Annotated in this window: 13 protein-coding genes; 9 read left to right on the top strand and 4 right to left on the bottom strand. The window is 72.9% G+C overall.

What is annotated here, in order from left to right:
• The first annotated feature begins 173 nt into the window (after positions 1-173).
• From ACFY9E_RS00975 to ACFY9E_RS00945, 7 genes are all read left to right on the top strand, one after another.
• A complete protein-coding gene (locus tag ACFY9E_RS00975; RefSeq protein ID WP_390978062.1) occupies positions 174-1,892 on the top strand; it encodes a SpoIIE family protein phosphatase in 1,719 nt (572 codons plus the stop codon).
• 186 nt (positions 1,893-2,078) lie between these two features.
• Positions 2,079-3,065 (top strand): hypothetical protein, encoded by a 987-nt coding sequence (locus ACFY9E_RS00970; protein WP_390978060.1) that lies wholly within the window; start codon positions 2,079-2,081, stop codon positions 3,063-3,065.
• A gap of 193 nt (positions 3,066-3,258) precedes the next feature.
• A complete protein-coding gene (locus ACFY9E_RS00965) occupies positions 3,259-5,127 on the top strand; it encodes an HSP90 family protein (RefSeq protein WP_390978058.1) in 1,869 nt (622 codons plus the stop codon).
• A 2-nt stretch (positions 5,128-5,129) separates the two neighbouring features.
• Complete coding sequence (locus ACFY9E_RS00960; protein WP_390978056.1) at positions 5,130-8,066, top strand: hypothetical protein; 2,937 nt, start codon at positions 5,130-5,132, stop codon at positions 8,064-8,066.
• 68 nt (positions 8,067-8,134) lie between these two features.
• On the top strand, positions 8,135-8,665 hold the full coding sequence (locus ACFY9E_RS00955) for a GNAT family N-acetyltransferase (RefSeq protein WP_390978054.1): 531 nt from the start codon (positions 8,135-8,137) through the stop codon (positions 8,663-8,665).
• Positions 8,666-8,674: 9 nt separating this feature from the next.
• Positions 8,675-9,208 (top strand): AAA family ATPase, encoded by a 534-nt coding sequence (locus tag ACFY9E_RS00950; protein WP_390978052.1) that lies wholly within the window; start codon positions 8,675-8,677, stop codon positions 9,206-9,208.
• Positions 9,209-9,381: 173 nt separating this feature from the next.
• Complete coding sequence (locus ACFY9E_RS00945) at positions 9,382-10,539, top strand: Rieske 2Fe-2S domain-containing protein (RefSeq protein ID WP_390978049.1); 1,158 nt, start codon at positions 9,382-9,384, stop codon at positions 10,537-10,539.
• Positions 10,540-10,603: 64 nt separating this feature from the next.
• On the opposite strand, the gene ACFY9E_RS00940 is transcribed toward ACFY9E_RS00945, so the two are convergent.
• Entirely contained in the window at positions 10,604-11,443 is an 840-nt protein-coding gene (locus ACFY9E_RS00940; RefSeq protein WP_390978047.1) for an alpha/beta fold hydrolase, read from the bottom strand.
• 64 nt (positions 11,444-11,507) lie between these two features.
• Between ACFY9E_RS00940 and ACFY9E_RS00935 the strand changes: the two genes are divergently transcribed.
• Positions 11,508-11,987, top strand: a complete 480-nt coding sequence (locus ACFY9E_RS00935; RefSeq protein ID WP_390978045.1) for a MarR family transcriptional regulator — start codon at positions 11,508-11,510, stop codon at positions 11,985-11,987.
• Positions 11,988-12,093: 106 nt separating this feature from the next.
• Here ACFY9E_RS00935 and ACFY9E_RS00930 read toward each other — a convergent pair whose 3' ends face one another.
• The 3 genes from ACFY9E_RS00930 to proP all read right to left on the bottom strand — a co-directional run bounded on the left by ACFY9E_RS00930 (position 12,094) and on the right by proP (position 14,434).
• A complete protein-coding gene (locus tag ACFY9E_RS00930; RefSeq protein ID WP_390978043.1) occupies positions 12,094-12,402 on the bottom strand; it encodes a hypothetical protein in 309 nt (102 codons plus the stop codon).
• 6 nt (positions 12,403-12,408) lie between these two features.
• Entirely contained in the window at positions 12,409-12,822 is a 414-nt protein-coding gene (locus ACFY9E_RS00925) for an SRPBCC family protein (RefSeq protein WP_390978041.1), read from the bottom strand.
• Positions 12,823-12,937: 115 nt separating this feature from the next.
• The gene (gene proP / locus ACFY9E_RS00920; protein ID WP_390978039.1) at positions 12,938-14,434 is read right to left on the bottom strand and encodes a glycine betaine/L-proline transporter ProP; all 1,497 of its coding nucleotides are present in this window, start codon (positions 14,432-14,434) and stop codon (positions 12,938-12,940) included.
• A gap of 227 nt (positions 14,435-14,661) precedes the next feature.
• Between proP and ACFY9E_RS00915 the strand changes: the two genes are divergently transcribed.
• The gene (locus tag ACFY9E_RS00915) at positions 14,662-16,176 is read left to right on the top strand and encodes an MFS transporter (RefSeq protein ID WP_390978037.1); all 1,515 of its coding nucleotides are present in this window, start codon (positions 14,662-14,664) and stop codon (positions 16,174-16,176) included.
• The last annotated feature ends 3 nt before the right edge of the window (positions 16,177-16,179 follow it).

The raw sequence follows: 16,179 nt of genomic DNA, 5'->3' as shown, positions 1-16,179 counted from the left end.
GACGTCGGCCCGGCCAGGTCCGGCCCGATTCCCCGAAACGCCAGGTCAGGGGCCCGCACGCTCTGCGCGTCGCCGTATGACGTGGAATTCTTCCTCGTAGGGGCATACGGGGAAGGCAAGCAAGCAGGGCATGCCGGCGACAGGACGCCGGTCCGATCAGCAGGGAGGCCGCGATGACGGGGCCGGAGCACACGGAGACCTTTCACGGGTCGTCCGTGCCGACAGCGTCCGTCGTGCTGGCCGGGACTCTGGAAGTCATCGGCACCGGTGCCTACGTCGTGAACGAGCAGGGCTGCATCGTCGCCGCGAACACCCGCGCCGAGCAGCTCCTGGGCCGCTCCGCCGACGAACTGATCGGCCATGACGCGCACGACCTGCTGCACCGAGGCCCGCAGGGGCAGCCCCTGCCGAGAACCCAGTGCGCCATGCGGCAGCCGTTCCACGCCGGGCGCACGGCCCAGGCCGACGAGGCCTACTTCGTCTGCGGCGACGGCACCCTGCTGCGCATCTCCTGGCTGATCACGCCGTACGACGTCGGTGGCCGGCACGCGGGCACGCTCGTCGTCTTCCACGCCCCCGGCCACCAGGACTTCGCCGACCCGCAACCGGAACCGGTGGCCCAGCCGCTGTCCGAGCTGCACCGGCTGGCGCTGCTCGCCGAGACCACCGCGCAGCTGACCTCCACGCTGGACGTCGACGAGGCGCTGCGCCGCCTGGTGGGCCTGGTCGTGCCGCGCCTCGCGGACTGGGTCGTCGTCGACCTGATCACCGAACGCGACGAGGTGTGGCGCAGCGTCGTGGTCCACGCCGAAGGTGACACGTTCACGCACCGCGAAGACCTCCAGGGGCCGATGCCACCGATCCCGGAGGAATCTCCGATGCCCCTGTCCAGAGCCCTGCGCGGCGTCGCGTCCAACCTGGCCGGACCGCAGACCTACCAGGGGCCACCGGATTCCGGCATCGCGGTCGAGCAGCGCCGCCTGTTCGAAGCCACGGGGATGCACTCGGCGGCCATCGCACCCATCCGCAGCACCCGCTCGGTCCTGGGAGCGCTGACCCTGGGGCGCGACGAGAACCGGCCGGCGTTCACGCCGGTGGATCTCCCGCTGATCGAGGACATCGCCCGCCGTGCCGGTCTCGCCCTGGACAACGCGCGCCTCTACCAGCGTCAGCGCAAGGTGGCCGAGACCATGCAGAACCATCTGCTGCCGCAGATGCCGGGCGTCACGGGCCTGGAGATGACCGTCCGCTACCTGCCCGCCCCCGACGCCTCACAGGTGGGCGGCGACTGGTACGACGCCTTCGCCCTGGCCGACGAGTCCACTGCCCTGGCCATCGGAGATGTCGTCGGCCACGACCTGGAGGCGGCGGCCGGCATGGCGCAGGTCCGCAACATGCTCCGCGCCTACGCCTGGTCCCAGCACGAACCCCCCAGCCGGATCGTCGAACGGCTCGACGAGGCGATCCAGCACATCACCGACGTCAGCATGGCCACGACGATCTTCGCCCGGGTCGAACCGGCCGACGACGGGCAGTGGAAGTTGTCCTGGACCAACGCCGGGCACCCTCCGCCGCTGCTCATCAGCCGGGACGGCCTGGCCCGCTACCTCACCGAGGGCCACGGCATCCTCCTGGGCACCCAGACGGGCACCCGGCGCCCTGACGCCACCGTGCTGCTCCCGCCCGGTTCCACCCTGGTGCTGTACACGGACGGCCTCATCGAGGCGCCCCGCCACACCCTCGACGAGGGACTGGAGCGACTGCGCCAGCACGCCGCCGCCCTCGCGCACCGTCCCCTCGCCTCGTTCACCGACCAGCTCCTGCGTCGTGTCCGGCCCGTCGGCAACGACGACGACGTGGCCCTCTTGGCGGTGCGCGTCCCCGCGAGCTGACCAGATGTGCGCCGCCGTGCCCGTGGCGCCCACCCCTTCCCCGACGGCAGGCGCGGCCGCGTCCGCCTCCTGCCGGGGCAGGCGTTCTGACCTGGTGAAGTGACGGTGAAAACCCGGTGGAGACAGTGTCGGTGGGTCCGCTTATGCTGCACCGGACGATCACGCGGGACCAGGGGAGGGCGCGGCATGTTCGGCAAGCTGTTCGGCAGGGGTGCGGAGAGACCGGCGGCGGATCCGCACGTCCTTCCGGCGCCACGCAGACAGAAGAACGGGATGTACACGCTGCGCGCGCTCGGGGACGCTCGAGTGCTCGCGCTGATCGAGGCGGCCGAGGCGGGCGACTGGGAGGCGGTCAAGGCGGCGCTGGTCCCCTTCGACCTCGGCCGCGACCACGGCGTCCTCGGGGAACTCGCCGAAGTGGACGGCGTGCAGGACTGGATCGGCCGGGCCGTCGAGGACGACAAGGAGCACCGGGCGACGGCCCTGCTGATATCCGGAGCGCGGCACATCACGTGGGGCTGGGAGGCGCGCACCGCCGAGCGGGCCGTGAACGTCACGCAGGAGCAGTGGCGGGTCTTCCACGAGCGGCTCGAGATCGCCGAGGAACAGCTCCTGGAGGCCGCCGAGTTGCGGCCGGAATGGGTCACGCCCTGGTGCCACCTCCTGACCTCCGGCCGCGGCATGTCACTGGACCGCGCCGTGACCGAGACCCGCCGCGACGCCGCCCTGCGCCGTGACCCGCTGGACCTGGAGACCCACCTCGAGTGGCTGTCGCAGCTCCAGCCCCGCTGGGGCGGCGAGCCGGGACAGGCCCTGGCGTTCGCCCAGGAGGCGTTCTCCCGCGCCCCGCACGGGCACCGCCTCGGGTGCCTGATCGCCATGGCGTACATCGAGGAGTGGGTCGAGGCGGATCGCGGGGACTACCTCGTCACCCCCGAGATCCAGGCCCAGTTGCGCGAGGCGGCCGACCACAGCATCCTCCACCCCGCCTACGTGTGGCGCCCGGGCTGGCAGAACGACTTCAACATGTTCGCCATGGCCCTGTCCCTGGCCGGTGAGCGCCACACGGTCCGGCGCGTCTTCCAGACCCTGGACGGTGCCTACACCAGGTGGCCGTGGACCTACTTCGCCGAGCCCGAGAAGCAGTTCGCCCGAGCGCAGCGGCGCGCCTAGCACGCCGACGCGAGCGCCCGCACCCCGGCGCCCGTGCGTGAGTGAGCCCGCGCGGCCGGCCCACCGCCCGTGCCCCAGCCCTCCGCGCGCCCTCCACGTCGCGCCGTCCGGCCTCACCGCCCGCTCGGCCCCCCGGTGCCGACCGCGGCCCACCACCCGTCACCCCGCCACCCTTCCCACCCCGGACTGCCTCATGACTCTCCCCGACACCGCCCCGACCCCGCCCGGCGCCGACCGCACCTTCCAGGTGGACCTGCGCGGCCTCGTCGATCTCCTCTCCCACCACCTCTACTCCAGCCCACGCGTCTACCTGCGCGAACTGATGCAGAACGCGGTGGACGCGCTGACCGCCCGGCACGCCCTCGAACCGGCCGCCCCCGCCGACGCCTTCGGTGTCCGGCTGTACGCCGACGGCTCGGTCGTACGCGTCGAGGACGACGGCGTCGGTCTCACCGAGGCCGATGTGCACAGCTTCCTCGCCACCATCGGCCGCAGCAGCAAGCGCGCCGACCGGATCGCCGAGCAGCGCGGGGACTTCATCGGGCAGTTCGGCATCGGCCTGCTCTCCTGCTTCCTCGTCGCGGACGAGATCCACGTCCTGAGCCGCTCCGCCCGTACCCCCGACGCGCCGGCCGTCGAGTGGCGGGGCCGCGGCGACGGCAGCTACACCGTCCGCACCCTGCCCGCCACCGCCCGCCCCCGTCCCGGCACCACCGTCACGCTGACGCCGCGCGCCGACGCGGGGGAGTGGACCCGTCCGGCCCCCGTGCACGCGCTGGCCCGTCACTTCGGCTCCCTGCTGCGCCACCCGGTGACCTTCGACGACGGCACAGGCGGCTCGGGCGCCGGCACCGGCGGTCCGGGCGTGTCCGTCAATCCCGAGCCCGCCCCCTGGGCACGTACGTACCCCACACCGGGAGCCCGTTCCCGCGCGCTCGCCGCGTACGGCGAGGAGGTCTTCGGCTTCAAGCCGCTGGACACCATCGAACTGGACCTGCCGGCCGTGGGCCTCAAGGGCATCGCCTGCGTGCTGCCCGAGACGGTGCCGGCCGGGCGCCGCCACGGCCATCGCGTGCACGTCAAGGGCATGCTGCTGTCCGAGCAGGCCGAGGAGATCCTGCCCGAGTGGGCGTTCTTCGTCCGCTGCGTCGTCGACGCCGAGAGCCTGCGTCCGACGGCGTCCCGCGAGTCCCTCTACGAGGACGACACCCTCGCCGCCGTCCGCGACGCCCTCGCCGAGCGGCTGCGCGCGTGGATCGCCCGGGCCGCCGCCAGCGATCCGGAGCTGCTGCACCGCTTCCTCCAGGCCCACCACCTGGCCGTGAAGTCCCTCGCGGTGCACGACGACGAGATCCTGCGGATGCTGCTGCCCTGGCTGCCGTTCGAGACCACCGACGGGCACACCACCCTCGACGAGTTCGCCCGCACCCACCGCACCGTCCTCGTCACCTCGAGCGTGGAGGAGTTCCGGCAGGTCGCGGCGATCGCCTCGGCCGCCGGACTCGGCGTCGTCAACGGCGGCTACACCTACGACCGTGAACTGGTCCACCGGCTGCCCGAGATCAGGCCCGAGGCCACCGTCGCCGATCTCGACCCCGCGACCCTCACCGCCCACCTCGACCCCGTCGACCGGGAGACGGAACTCGCCGCCGCGGCCTACCTCGCCCTGGCCCGTGACACCCTCGCCGTCTTCGACTGCGACGTCGCCCTGCGCACCTTCCAGCCCGTCTCCGCGCCCGCCCTCCTCATCGACAGCCGCGAGGCACGGCACGAGCGCACCCGCTCCCAGCTCGCCCGCGAGCAGGAGGGCGGCCTGTGGGGCGACATCCTCGGCGCCCTGCGCCAGGAGGCACCGCGGGCCCAGCTGATCCTCAACCAGCTCAACCCCCTGGTCCGCACCGCCGTCTCGATCGACGAACCCGAACTGGCCCGCACCAGCGCCGAAGCCCTCTACGGGCAGGCCGCGATGCTGTCCCGGCGCCCGCTCAGGCCCGCCGAGTCGAGCCTCATCAACCGCTCCTTCCTCGACCTTCTCGCCCACGCCCTCCGCAAGGACAGCTGACGATGCCGACGACCGCACCCCAGACCACCGACGAGCTGTACCAGGCGCTCCAGGACAACGACCGGCGCCCCTACGGCCGCACCCGCACCGTCACCGCTGAGGAACTCGTCGAGGCCGCCGAGCAGTTCGCGGAGCCCGTGCCGCTCGTCCACGCGCTCCTCGAACTCCAGGAGGCCTACACCTACGGCTCGGAGCCCCGGAAGTCGCCCGTCGTCTTCGCCCGCCTGCTCACCCTCTTCGACGAGCAGCCCGATGTCTTCGACGACCGCCTGCGCCACATGCTGTTCTGGCGGTTCAAGTGGGTGAGCCACGCCCTGCGCCAGCTGCCCGAGATACCGCTGGCCAGCCTGCGCCAGTGGCTGACGGAGATGCGCGACCGCTACGAGAAGGCCGGCCTCGGCCTCCACCCCTACTACGGACAGGCGTACCAGCTCGCCGTCCACGTGGGTGAGGACACCACCCACGCCTACGAGTTGTGGGCGGGCCGCGCCCGCACCCGGCTCAGCGACTGCGAGGCCTGCGAGATCTGCGAGCGCGCCCTGCACCACCTCACCGCGGGCGACGACGCGCGGGCGCTGCGCGCCTGGGAGCCCGTCCTGGCCGGCAAGGAATCCTGCCAGGAGGAGCCGGCCCGCTCCCTGTCCTACGCGCTGCTGCCCCTGCTGCGCACCGGCAGCGCCGACCGGGCCCGCGAGCTGCACCTGGCCGGTTACCGCGGCTGCCGCCGCAACCCCTCGATGTCCGGGGAGGTCGGCCGGCACCTGGAGTTCTGCGCGCTGAGCGGCAACGAGGCGCGCGGACTGGAGCTGCTCGCCGAGAACCGGAGCCTGTTCGACGAGGTCGACTCGCCGCTGGACCAGCTCGACTTCCTCACCGGCGTGGAGGTCCTCCTCCAGCGCGTCGAGGTCCTCGGCCACGGCGACCTGCCCGCCGCCGGGTACGCGGGCCGCACCTGGACCGTGGCCGGTCTGCGCGCGGAGGTGCGAAGCCGCGCCGACGACCTCGCCGCCCGCTTCGACGCCCGCAACGGCACCACGGCCCACACCGACCGCCGCCGGGTCCGCCTCGACCGCGCCCCGCTCCTGGACACACTGGAGCTGACCCTGCGCACCCGCAGCCTCGACGACGTGGCCCCGGCCGCCCCCGTCGCCCCCGCCACCACCCGCCCGGCCGCCGCCGTCCCCGACTCCCTTCCCGAACTCATCCTCAGGGCAAGGACGTTGGACGAGCAGGGACACCCGGACGCGGCGGCCTGCTGGGCGCGGCTGCGCACGCTCGTCGCCGCCCGCGACTACAGCCACCCCGACGACCCGGCCGTGGGCCCGCTCGCGCGGCTGCGCGCGGACCTGCTGGCCGACGAGGCGAACAAGGCGGGTGAGAAGGACGAGTTCGCCGAAGCCGCCGCCCTCCACGACGAGGCCGCAGGCCTGTACGACGACGCCGGCGCACCGGGTGACGCGGCGCTCGCCCGCGCCGCCGTCCTGCTCGCCACGGCCGAGATCCCCGCCGAGGGCACCGACGAACCCGAGGCGAAGGCCGCCGCGCTGACCACCGCCCACGCCTCCATGGTCCGCCTGCACGAGGAGACCCCCGGTCTCACCCCGCGCCAGGAGGCCCGCCTGCTGCGGCTGCGGGCGACCGCGCTCGCGCTCCGCCTGCAGACGACGCGCAGCGAGGAGCACGTCGCGCCGGTCTTCGCCGAGGCGGACCTGCTGAGCGCCTTCGCCACCCGGCACGACATCGCCGGACAAATCTCCGGTGCCCGACTGCTGCGGGCCACCACGTACGCCCTCTCCGGCGACCTGCCCGCCGCGGTCACCGAGACCGACGCCCTCCTCGACCGACTCAAGGCGCAGGGCCCCGCCTGGCACCTGCCTCGCACACTCGGACTGCGCGGCCGGCTCCAGCTCGTCCTCCAGGACCCCGAGGCCGCGTACGGCGACCTGGCCGAGGGGCTGCGCCTGGCCGCCGACTGGCCGGCCGAGACGGTCGGAGCCACCCGTCTCCACGCCGACCTGGCCGAGGCCTGCATGCGCCTGGGCCGCCCCGACGAGGCACTGCGGCACCTGACGCGCTCGGCTGAACTGGACCTGCGCGGCGGCAACCGTACCGACGCCTACTGCACCTACAGCAACGCCGCCCAGCTCAGCCTCGACCTGGGTCGTGTCGAGGACTGCATCGCCCTGCTCGACTCCCTGCTGGCCGAGCCGGACGTCGCCGCCGGAGAGCTGGACGACCGGCTCGTCGCCCAACTGCGCCTGACCCGCGCCCGCGCCCTGCACGCGGGGGAAGACCTCAAGGCCGCCACGGCGGAGTTCGTCGCCCTCGCGTCCGAGTCGGCCGGCTGGGACGACGACCCGGGCAGCCACGCCATGATCGCCGCGGAGACGGCCGTACTCCTCGCCGAGTCCGGTGAGTTCGGCCGGGCCCGCGAGGCCGCCGACCAGGCACTCGCCGCCCACGCCCGGGACCCGCGCTACGAACTCCTCAGCAACTCCCTGCGCGAGATCGCCCGCCTCCAGGCACAGCGGCAGGGCCCCGACGGTCTCCCCGACGCCCTCGCCCTGCTCGCCGACGCCGGCCGGATCGCCGACGAGGCCCGCGCCGCCGGGTACGAGGCGCACGGCCGCTCCCTGGACACGGCCCTGGCCTACGAACACGGGCGGGTCAACGCCTACGCCGGCGCGTACGAGGACGCCCTGGCCGCCCTGGAGAAGGCCCTTGCCCTGCTCGGCGAGCCGGGCCGGGAGGACGACCGCGTCGGCGAGTGGGCCGAGTGTGTCCGCCTCGCGGGAGCGGTGGAGGGCCTGTACCTGGAACGCCCCGCTCCCGCCCTCACCCGCCTGGACGCGGCGATCACCCGGCTGACCGCCCTGGGCCACACCGGGGAGACGGAGTCGCTGGTCTCCCTGGCGGGCAGGCTGCGCGACGAGGAGTGACACGGGGGCACGGGGCCGGGACGGAAATTCGCTGTCCGTGGGCCATGGCGCGCGCTCATACTGACGCGGTGGATCCAGTGACTCTTGAGACCGAGCGTCTGGTACTGAGGGCCTTCGAGCCGGGAGACGCGGACGCCGTGCTCGACGCCTGCCAGGACGAGGACATCCAGTTCTACACGCCGGTCCCCGTGCCCTTCACACGACAGCACGCCGAGAAGAAGGTCGGTGAGGAGTGGCCCGAGGGCTGGTCCACCGACAAGGACTACGTCCTCGGAGCGTTCCGCAAGGACACCGCGGCGCTCGTCGGCTCCTACTGCCTGACCAAGGTGAGCCAGGGCGTCTACGAACTGGGCTACTGGGCGGTCAAGGAGCAGCGTGGCCAGGGCTTCTCGGTCGAGGCCGCGCGGGCGCTGTGCGACTGGGGGTGGGCCACGCTCGACGTCCACCGCATCGAGTGGTGGGCCATGACCGGGAACACCGGCTCACGGGCCGTCGCCGAGAAGCTCGGCTTCACCGTGGAAGGGACACTGCGCCACCGCGGCATCGCCAACGACGGCAAGCCCCACGACTGGTGGGTCGGCGGACTGATCAGGCCCTGACGTGGGGGCGTGGTAGGGAGCGATGAGACCCGGCTGGTCGTGTTGCGGGGCAACAGCGGGTCGGGGAAGTCGTCCGTGGCGGCCGGGGTCCGTGAGAGGTTCGGGCGGGGGCTGGCGCTGGTCGGACAGGACCATCTGCGCCGCGTCGTGCTGCGGGAGAGGGACCGGCCCGGCGCGGCGAACATCGGTCTGATCGACCTGACCGCCCGTTACGCGCTCGACGCCGGGTACCACGTCGTGGTCGAAGGGCTCCTGTACGCCGACCACTACGGCGAGATGCTCACCCGGCTGCGGGCCGACCACCGGGGGCCGACCCACGCGTACTACCTGCACGTGCCCTTCGAGGAGACCCTCGTCCGCCACGCCACCAAGCCGATCGCGAACGAGGTCGGCGAGGCGCGGTTGCGGGACTGGTACCGGGAACTGGACCTCCTGCCCGGCGGCATCGAGACCGTCATCGGCGCCGACAGCACCCTGCGGGAGAGCGTGGACCGCGTCATGCTCGACACCGGCCTGGCCGGTCTGCCCGCACGCGACCTCTAGTCCTGCCCTCGGCTCGTCTCCCGAGTGCACCGGGGTCACCCGTCCGTACGCGCCGGGCAGGGCGTGACCGGCGCGCCGCGACCAGGATGGGCGGTGCCGGGGCGTCCGCCGGCAGCTCGGTGCTGCCTGATGTGACGCGCGGCTGTCGCTGCCCGTACGCGCGAGGGAGAGGTATGACCGAGACCGACGAGGCCGGGACCTTCTCTGCCGGGGCCGAGTGGCCCTCGGAGCATCGCGACCCGGTCACCGGCACCATCGACCTCCGGCGAGTCGGGGCGAACCCGGACTTCTGGTATCCCGTGGCGCTGTCGAAGAACGTGCGCAGCAAGGGGACGTTCGCGACGACGTTCGCCGGGGAGCGCATCGCGCTGTACCGCGGCGAGAGCGGCACCGTGTACGCGCTGGAGGACCGCTGCGCCCACCGTCAGGTGCCGCTGAGCATGGGCGTCGTGGAGGGCGAGGCACTGCGCTGCTGCTATCACGCCTGGGCCTACCGCGGTGACGGCCGCATCTCGCAGATCCCTTACCTCTCCAAGGGCGACGGCCGGCCGCCGCGGGGCGTGCGCGGCTACCCCGTCCGGGAGGCGTACGGCCTGGTGTTCGCGTTCCCGGGCGACCCCGACAAGGCGGCCGACACGCCGCTGCCCGACCTGCCGGCGTTCGGGTCACCGCGCTACAAGACCATGACCTACTCCCGGACCGTGCACTGCCATTACTCGTTCATGCACGAGAACCTGCTCGACATGAACCACCAGTTCCTCCACCGGGGCGTCGTCGGCAGACTCCATCCCGAACTGCTGGACTACCGGACCGACGAGCGGTCGGTGGAGGCCAGGTACCTCTTCCGTCATGCCGGGGGCAAGCGGAACCGCGGGGCCAGCCTGCTGGCCTCCGAGGGCATCGGCGGCAGCGACTCCCGCGACGTCATGACGATCCGCACCGCGTACCCGTACCAGACCCTCGATCTGGTCCCGGAGAACGCGGAGCGGCCCGCCTTCCGCCTCTGGGTCGCCTACGTGCCCGAGGACGCCGAGCAGCGCAGGTGTCACACCTTCGGCCTGCTCATGATCGAGAAACCGCGGGTCCCCGGCGCCCTGCAGCTCGCCTGGCCCCTCATCAGGCGCTTCACCGAGCGTGTGTTCGCCGAGGACCGGATGGCTGTCGAGGCCGAGCAGCGGGCCTGGGACGAGCAGGGCGAGGACCGCAACCGCGAGGTGTTCTCGCTGATCCTGGACGTCCGCGAGGTACTGCGCACCAACGGTGTCCCCATCCGCCCCCGGCCTGCCGTGTGCGGCGCCGCCTCGGTGTGCGACGGCCGGGGGCGCGGCTAGACGGAGGGGCGGCGGGTGCCGCAGGCCCCGCGCTCCGGACCCGCGGACGCGGACCCGCACGGCTTCAGGCCAGGAACTCCGTCAGCAGCCGGTTCAGCTCCGCGGGCCGTTCGGTGGGGAGGGAATGGTGAGAGGCGCCGGGCAGGGTGACGACGCTCGCCGCGGGCAGAAGCCGGCGTGCGGCGGTCGCCGCGCGTCGCGGATCGTGGGCTCGGCTCCGTTCGGCCAGGACCACCAGGGCCGGCACGGTGCACGTCGCGAGATCCCGCGCCGTGGGGCGCCGCATGGCGACGACCTTCGACCGGCGGACGGTCGCGGTGCTCTCCAGGAACGCCTGCCACACGGGATCCTCCGGGGCCCGGCCGGTCTCCCACCGGTGGAAGGCGCGCACCCGCTCGGCGGTGGGCCTCAACAGCATCGGCAGGGCGTGCGCGAGGTAGCGCGGGCTCATGCCGGTGAAGCAGTTCACCGGGTCGAGCAGCGCGAGCCTGCCGAGCCGACGGGGCGCGTGCAGCGCGTAGCCGAGGGCGATCCGGGCTCCGTAGGAATGGCCGCACAGGTGCGCGCCGTCCAGGCGCAGGGCGTCGAAGAGGGCGTCGAGCCAGGCCGTCAGGTCGGCGGCGCCCCGTAGCGGTGCTCCGTCGTGCACGCTGCGGCCGATGTCGCCCATCAGATCGACCGCGTGGATCCGGTGAGTGGGGGCCAGGGCGCCGACGTTGGCGAACCAGGCGGTCGAGGTCGTTCCGCCGCCGGGCAGCAGGACGAGCGGCACACCGTCCTCGCGCCCGCTGATGTGGACCCGGGTGCTGCCGTAGGGGGTGGGGACGTCGACGCCGTGCACCTCGACGGGCCAGCGCCGGAGCACCGCGTCGTACGCCGCCAGGAAGGTCGCCTTGTCGTCCATGGTCCCACCCCGTATGACTCGTTCACCGATAGTCTCGACCACCGAGATATTAGGGGAGTGAACCATGGACGACCAGGATCCCGGGCTGCGACTGGTCCATCTGCTGCGAGCCGTGACGCTGGAACTGGACCTGTTCGCAGCGGAGTTCGCCGGCCGCAACGGCCTGCATCCCACGGATGTGCGCGCGTTGATCCACCTGCTCGACGCCGGCCGCGAAGGGGTGCGGGCCACGCCCGGGTGGCTGGGCGCGCAGTTGGGGCTGAACTCGGCGTCGACCACGGCCCTGGTCGACCGGCTGGAGCGGCTGGGGCTGGTGCGCCGGGAACGGGACACGCAGGACCGTCGGCGCGTGCTGCTGGTCGTGCGGGAGGAGGCCGTCAGTCTGGGCTGGTCCTTCTTCGGGCCGCTGATCCACGAGATGGTCGACTCGATGCGCTCCTTCGACGAGGCGGAGCTGGCCGTGGTGCGGCGCTTCCTTCTGGCCATGCGCGATGTCGCCGCGGCGGGGCGGCGGGTCCAGCGGGACGGCCCCGGGGAACGGTGAGGTTCCGGCGGCGACGGTCCGGACAGGGGCGGGACCGCCCCCGGCACGCGGGTCGGAGCGCGACCCGCACGGCCGGGCTCGGGCTCCGGCGCAGCCGGGATCGGCCTCACGGACGAGGACGGGTGCGCTGCCACCGCGGGCGGGCATCGGTGCCCCGGCGTCCCGCCACCGAGGCGCAGCGCGGGCATTGCCGCTGTACCCGGTCGGCCGCGCCGCCCGACTCCGGGAAGGTGTCCGGCCAGTCGACGTGCGGGAAACGGACCAGCCGGGAGCGGCTGAGGGACAGGCCGCAGACCGTCTCGTTGCGGCCGGGCACCCACGCGTGCACCTCACCGGCGGGCAGCCTGCGCCGGCCTTCCTCCTCGTCGGTCCACTGCCCGGACGCTGCGACGCCGTACCTCTTGGCGCGCGCCATGGCGGCTCAGCCGGCCGCGTGGTCGACGTGCAGCCGCACCTGCTCCTCCAGCCGCCGCAGGCTGGTGTCCAGGGCGTCGGCGACGGCCCGCTCGCCCGGGTCATGGCTGTCGTCGAAGAACGACAGGTGCACGGTCACCTCACTGGCACCGCCGTCGATCCCGGCCACCTGGAGCCAGCCCGCGTAGCCGCCCTGGTCGCGGGTCCCCCACTCGAGCCGCATCTGGTCCCGCCGGGCGCGCAGCAGGGCCGAGGTGTCCTCGTCGGTGCGGTCCTCGTGCACGGTGACGGCCGGCAGTTCCCCGGCCTCCACGTGCAGGGCCTCCGGCAGCCAGCTGTCCAGCCGGCCGACGTTCGCGGCCTGGTCGAAGACCTGCTCGGCCTGTGTGGGCATCGTGCGGGAACGTTCGTCCTCGGTCATCGCCTCACCGGCCCTCGCCTCGGGTGTCGTGGCGCGTACCGCGTTCCCGGCCCGGCCGGGCCCAACCGGGAAAGGCCCCGTCCGCGTTCCGTGCGGACGGGGCCTTTCGCGTCGGTCAGAACCGGGGCTGGGGGGACTGCGCCTGGACGAGTTCCCGCGCTTCCGCCTCCGTCTCCACGGACGGCGGAGACCCTGCCAGGGGCTTGTTCGCGGTCTCCCGCATGCACAGCACCGCGATGACGCCGACGACCGCGGCGCCGGTGGCGTAGTACGCCGGCATGAGGGTCGAGTCGAAGGCGCTGATCAGGGCGGTGATCACCAGCGGTGTGGTGCCGCCGAAGATCGAGGTGGCCAGGTTGTAGGCCACCGAGAGCGACCCGTAGCGCACCTGGGTGGGGAATATCGCCGGGAGCGCCGCCGACATCGTGCCGAGCATCGCCACCAGCGAGAGCCCCATCAACAGCAGGCCCAGGGTGATGAGGACGACACCGCCCTGCCGGATGAGCAGGAACGACGGCAGGGACAGGAACAGGAACCCGAGCATCCCCGTCATCAGCAGCGGCTTGCGCCCGAAGCGGTCCGAGAGCCGTCCGACCTGGTTGATGAGGCACATCTGCACCACCATCACGACGAGCAGGATCAGCAGCCCGTGGTTGGTGCCGTAGCCCAGCTCGTCGGACAGGTACGTCGGCATGTACGACAGCAGCATGTAGTCGGTGATGTTGTACGCCGCGACCAGCGCCAGGCACAGCAGCAGGGGCCGCCAGTACCGGGTGAAGATCTTGCCGAGGTCGGCCGCCGCCGAGGTCTCCACGGCGTCGGCTGCCTCGCTCGCCTTGGCCTGGCCGCCCTCCAGCTTCTGGAAGGCGGGCGTCTCGTCCAGCTTGAGCCGCAGGTACAGGCCGATGAGGCCGAGCGGGGCCGCGACCAGGAACGGCACGCGCCAGCCCCAGGCCAGCATCTGCTCGTCGCTGAGGAGGGTCTGGAGGGCGACGACGAGGCCGGAGGCCCCGACGTATCCGGCGAGGGTGCCGAGCTCCAGGAAGCTGCCGAAGAAGCCGCGCCGCTTGTCGGGCGCGTACTCCGCGATGAACGTCGAGGCGCCCCCGTACTCCCCGCCGGTCGAGAAGCCCTGCACCAGCCGGAAGAAGATCAGCAGCGCCGGGGCCCACAGACCGATCACGGCGTGCGAGGGCACCAGACCGATCGCGAAGGTCCCCACCGCCATCAAGATCATGGTGAGGGAGAGGATGCGCTTGCGCCCGACCTTGTCCCCGAGCGGCCCGAAGACCATGCCCCCGAGAGGACGCACCAGGAAGGCCACCGCGAAGGTCGCGAAGGAGCCCAGCAGCTGGGCGGTGTCGTTGCCCGAGGGGAAGAAGACCCTCCCGATGGTCGACGCCAGATAGCTGTAGATGCCGAAGTCGTACCATTCCATCGCGTTGCCGAGAGCGGCGGCCTTGGTGGCGCGCTTGACCGCCGCCTCGTCGGTCACCGTGATGTCGCTGCGACGCAGCTTCGGATTGCGTCGTTTGTCGATCGCCCGGAACAGCACCCGGTGTCGTCTCACAGCCGCGGGATCCACCGACTCGTCGTTGTCGGTCGCCGCCATCACGTGGTTCCTTTCGCCGTTCGTCTTTCCCGCACCACGCCTGCACAGATCTCGTGCACTCAAACGAACCCCTTCGCGCGGCGTCCGTCCGAACACGCAACGTGATGCACGGGCGCTCAGGGTGAGTAGGGCGGGCGCCGCGCCGGGAGGATCCCCGGCGCGGGGTGTGCCCCCGAGACGGCGGGGAACCTGGTTCGCCGGGTGCGTGCCTGGTGAGAGGAGCCCAAGTGACGACGTCGGCGGCGGGCGGCCGGAACCGGGGCGGGCAGGAGGACGGCTACGCACCGGACCCGAACCGGTGGCGGGCCCTGTGGGTCACGCTGGTGGCCGGCTTCATGAGCCTGCTGGACGTGTCGATCGTGGCGGTCGCCCTGCCCACCGTCCAGGAACAGCTGCACGCCTCCGCGGCCGAGGTGCAGTGGGTGGTGTCCGGCTACGCCCTCTCCTTCGGCCTCGCCCTCGTCACCGCCGGCCGGCTCGGCGACGCCCTGGACCGGCGCCGCATCTTCCTGCTCGCCCTCAGCGGCTTCGTGCTGTTCAGCGCGGCCTGCGGGGCGGCCCCGAACATCACCTTGCTGGTGGTGGCCCGGCTCGCCCAGGGCCTGGCGGCCGGCTTCATGGCGCCGCAGAACTCCGCGCTCATCCAGCAGATGTTCCGGGGCGGGGAGCGCGGTCGGGCCTTCGGCTTCTTCGGCGCCACCGTCGGCATCTCCTCCGCCGTCGGCCCCCTCACCGGCGGTCTGATCCTCGCCCTGGCCGACGGCGCCCAGGGCTGGCGGTGGATCTTCTACGTCAACGTCCCCATCGGCATCCTCGCGGTGCTGCTCGGCCGCCGCCTGCTGCCCCGCACCCGGCGCTCCGGCCGCGAACACGTCGACCTGCCCGGTGTCCTGCTCCTCGGCCTCGGCGTCCTGGCGCTCATGTACCCGCTGGTCCAGGCGGAGACCGGCGGCCTCACACGGCTGTGGTGGCTGTTCCCGGCCGGCGCCGCGCTCCTGTTCGTCTTCACCCGCTGGCAGCGCCGCCTGCTGAACCGCGGGAACCAGCCGCTGCTCGACCCGCGCCTGTTCACCACCGTGCGCGGCTACGCCGTCGGCGCCGGCGTCGGCACGCTCTACTTCATCGGCTTCAGCGGCGTCTGGCTGGTCTTCGCCCTCTTCTACCAGCACGGCCTGGGCTTCTCCCCGCTCAAGTCGGGTCTCGCGGTCACTCCCTTCGCCCTCGGCTCGGCTCTGGCCGCCGCCGTCTCCGGGCGCCTCGTGGACCGGCTGGGCCGCCTGCTCACCGTGGGCGGGCTCACGGGCGTCATCCTCGGGCTGGGCGGCACCGCGCTGCTGCTGCGCTTCGCGCCCCTCGACGTCGCCCCCTGGATCGCCGCCCCGGTCCTGTTCCTCGGCGGTGTCGGCGGCGGGTGCGTGATCTCGCCCAACATCACCATGACGCTGCGCGAGGTGCCCGTGCACATGGCGGGAGCGGCGGGCGGCGCCCTGCAGACCGGGCAGCGCCTGGGCGCCGCGGTGGGCACCGCCACCCTGCCCGGCCTCTTCTACCTGGTGCTCGGCAGCAGGAGCGACGACTACCGCGGTGCCCTCTTCCTCGCGATGGCCGCCGGGCTCGTCGGGATGGCCGCGTCCCTGGCCCTCGCGGCCTACGACTGGCGGCGCGACCGGCGGACGCGGAAGCCGCACCGCCGGTGCCCGGACGATGTCGCCCACAGTCCCGTGCACGCCCGGCAGACCTGAGCG

Origin of the sequence: Streptomyces sp. NPDC012466, assembly GCF_042955215.1 — a bacterium.
Lineage (GTDB): Bacteria > Actinomycetota > Actinomycetes > Streptomycetales > Streptomycetaceae > Streptomyces.
Note: the sequence above shows the minus strand (reverse complement) of the source record. Positions and strands in the feature narration are given on the sequence as shown.

Coding starts and splice junctions, on each gene's coding strand:
- ACFY9E_RS00975 (WP_390978062.1), top strand. CDS start 174: ATGACGGGGCCGGAGCACACGGAGACCTTTCACGGGTCGTCCGTGCCG.
- ACFY9E_RS00970 (WP_390978060.1), top strand. CDS start 2,079: ATGTTCGGCAAGCTGTTCGGCAGGGGTGCGGAGAGACCGGCGGCGGAT.
- ACFY9E_RS00965 (WP_390978058.1), top strand. CDS start 3,259: ATGACTCTCCCCGACACCGCCCCGACCCCGCCCGGCGCCGACCGCACC.
- ACFY9E_RS00960 (WP_390978056.1), top strand. CDS start 5,130: ATGCCGACGACCGCACCCCAGACCACCGACGAGCTGTACCAGGCGCTC.
- ACFY9E_RS00945 (WP_390978049.1), top strand. CDS start 9,382: ATGACCGAGACCGACGAGGCCGGGACCTTCTCTGCCGGGGCCGAGTGG.
- ACFY9E_RS00940 (WP_390978047.1), bottom strand. CDS start 11,443: ATGGACGACAAGGCGACCTTCCTGGCGGCGTACGACGCGGTGCTCCGG.
- ACFY9E_RS00935 (WP_390978045.1), top strand. CDS start 11,508: ATGGACGACCAGGATCCCGGGCTGCGACTGGTCCATCTGCTGCGAGCC.
- ACFY9E_RS00930 (WP_390978043.1), bottom strand. CDS start 12,402: ATGGCGCGCGCCAAGAGGTACGGCGTCGCAGCGTCCGGGCAGTGGACC.
- ACFY9E_RS00925 (WP_390978041.1), bottom strand. CDS start 12,822: ATGACCGAGGACGAACGTTCCCGCACGATGCCCACACAGGCCGAGCAG.
- proP (WP_390978039.1), bottom strand. CDS start 14,434: ATGGCGGCGACCGACAACGACGAGTCGGTGGATCCCGCGGCTGTGAGA.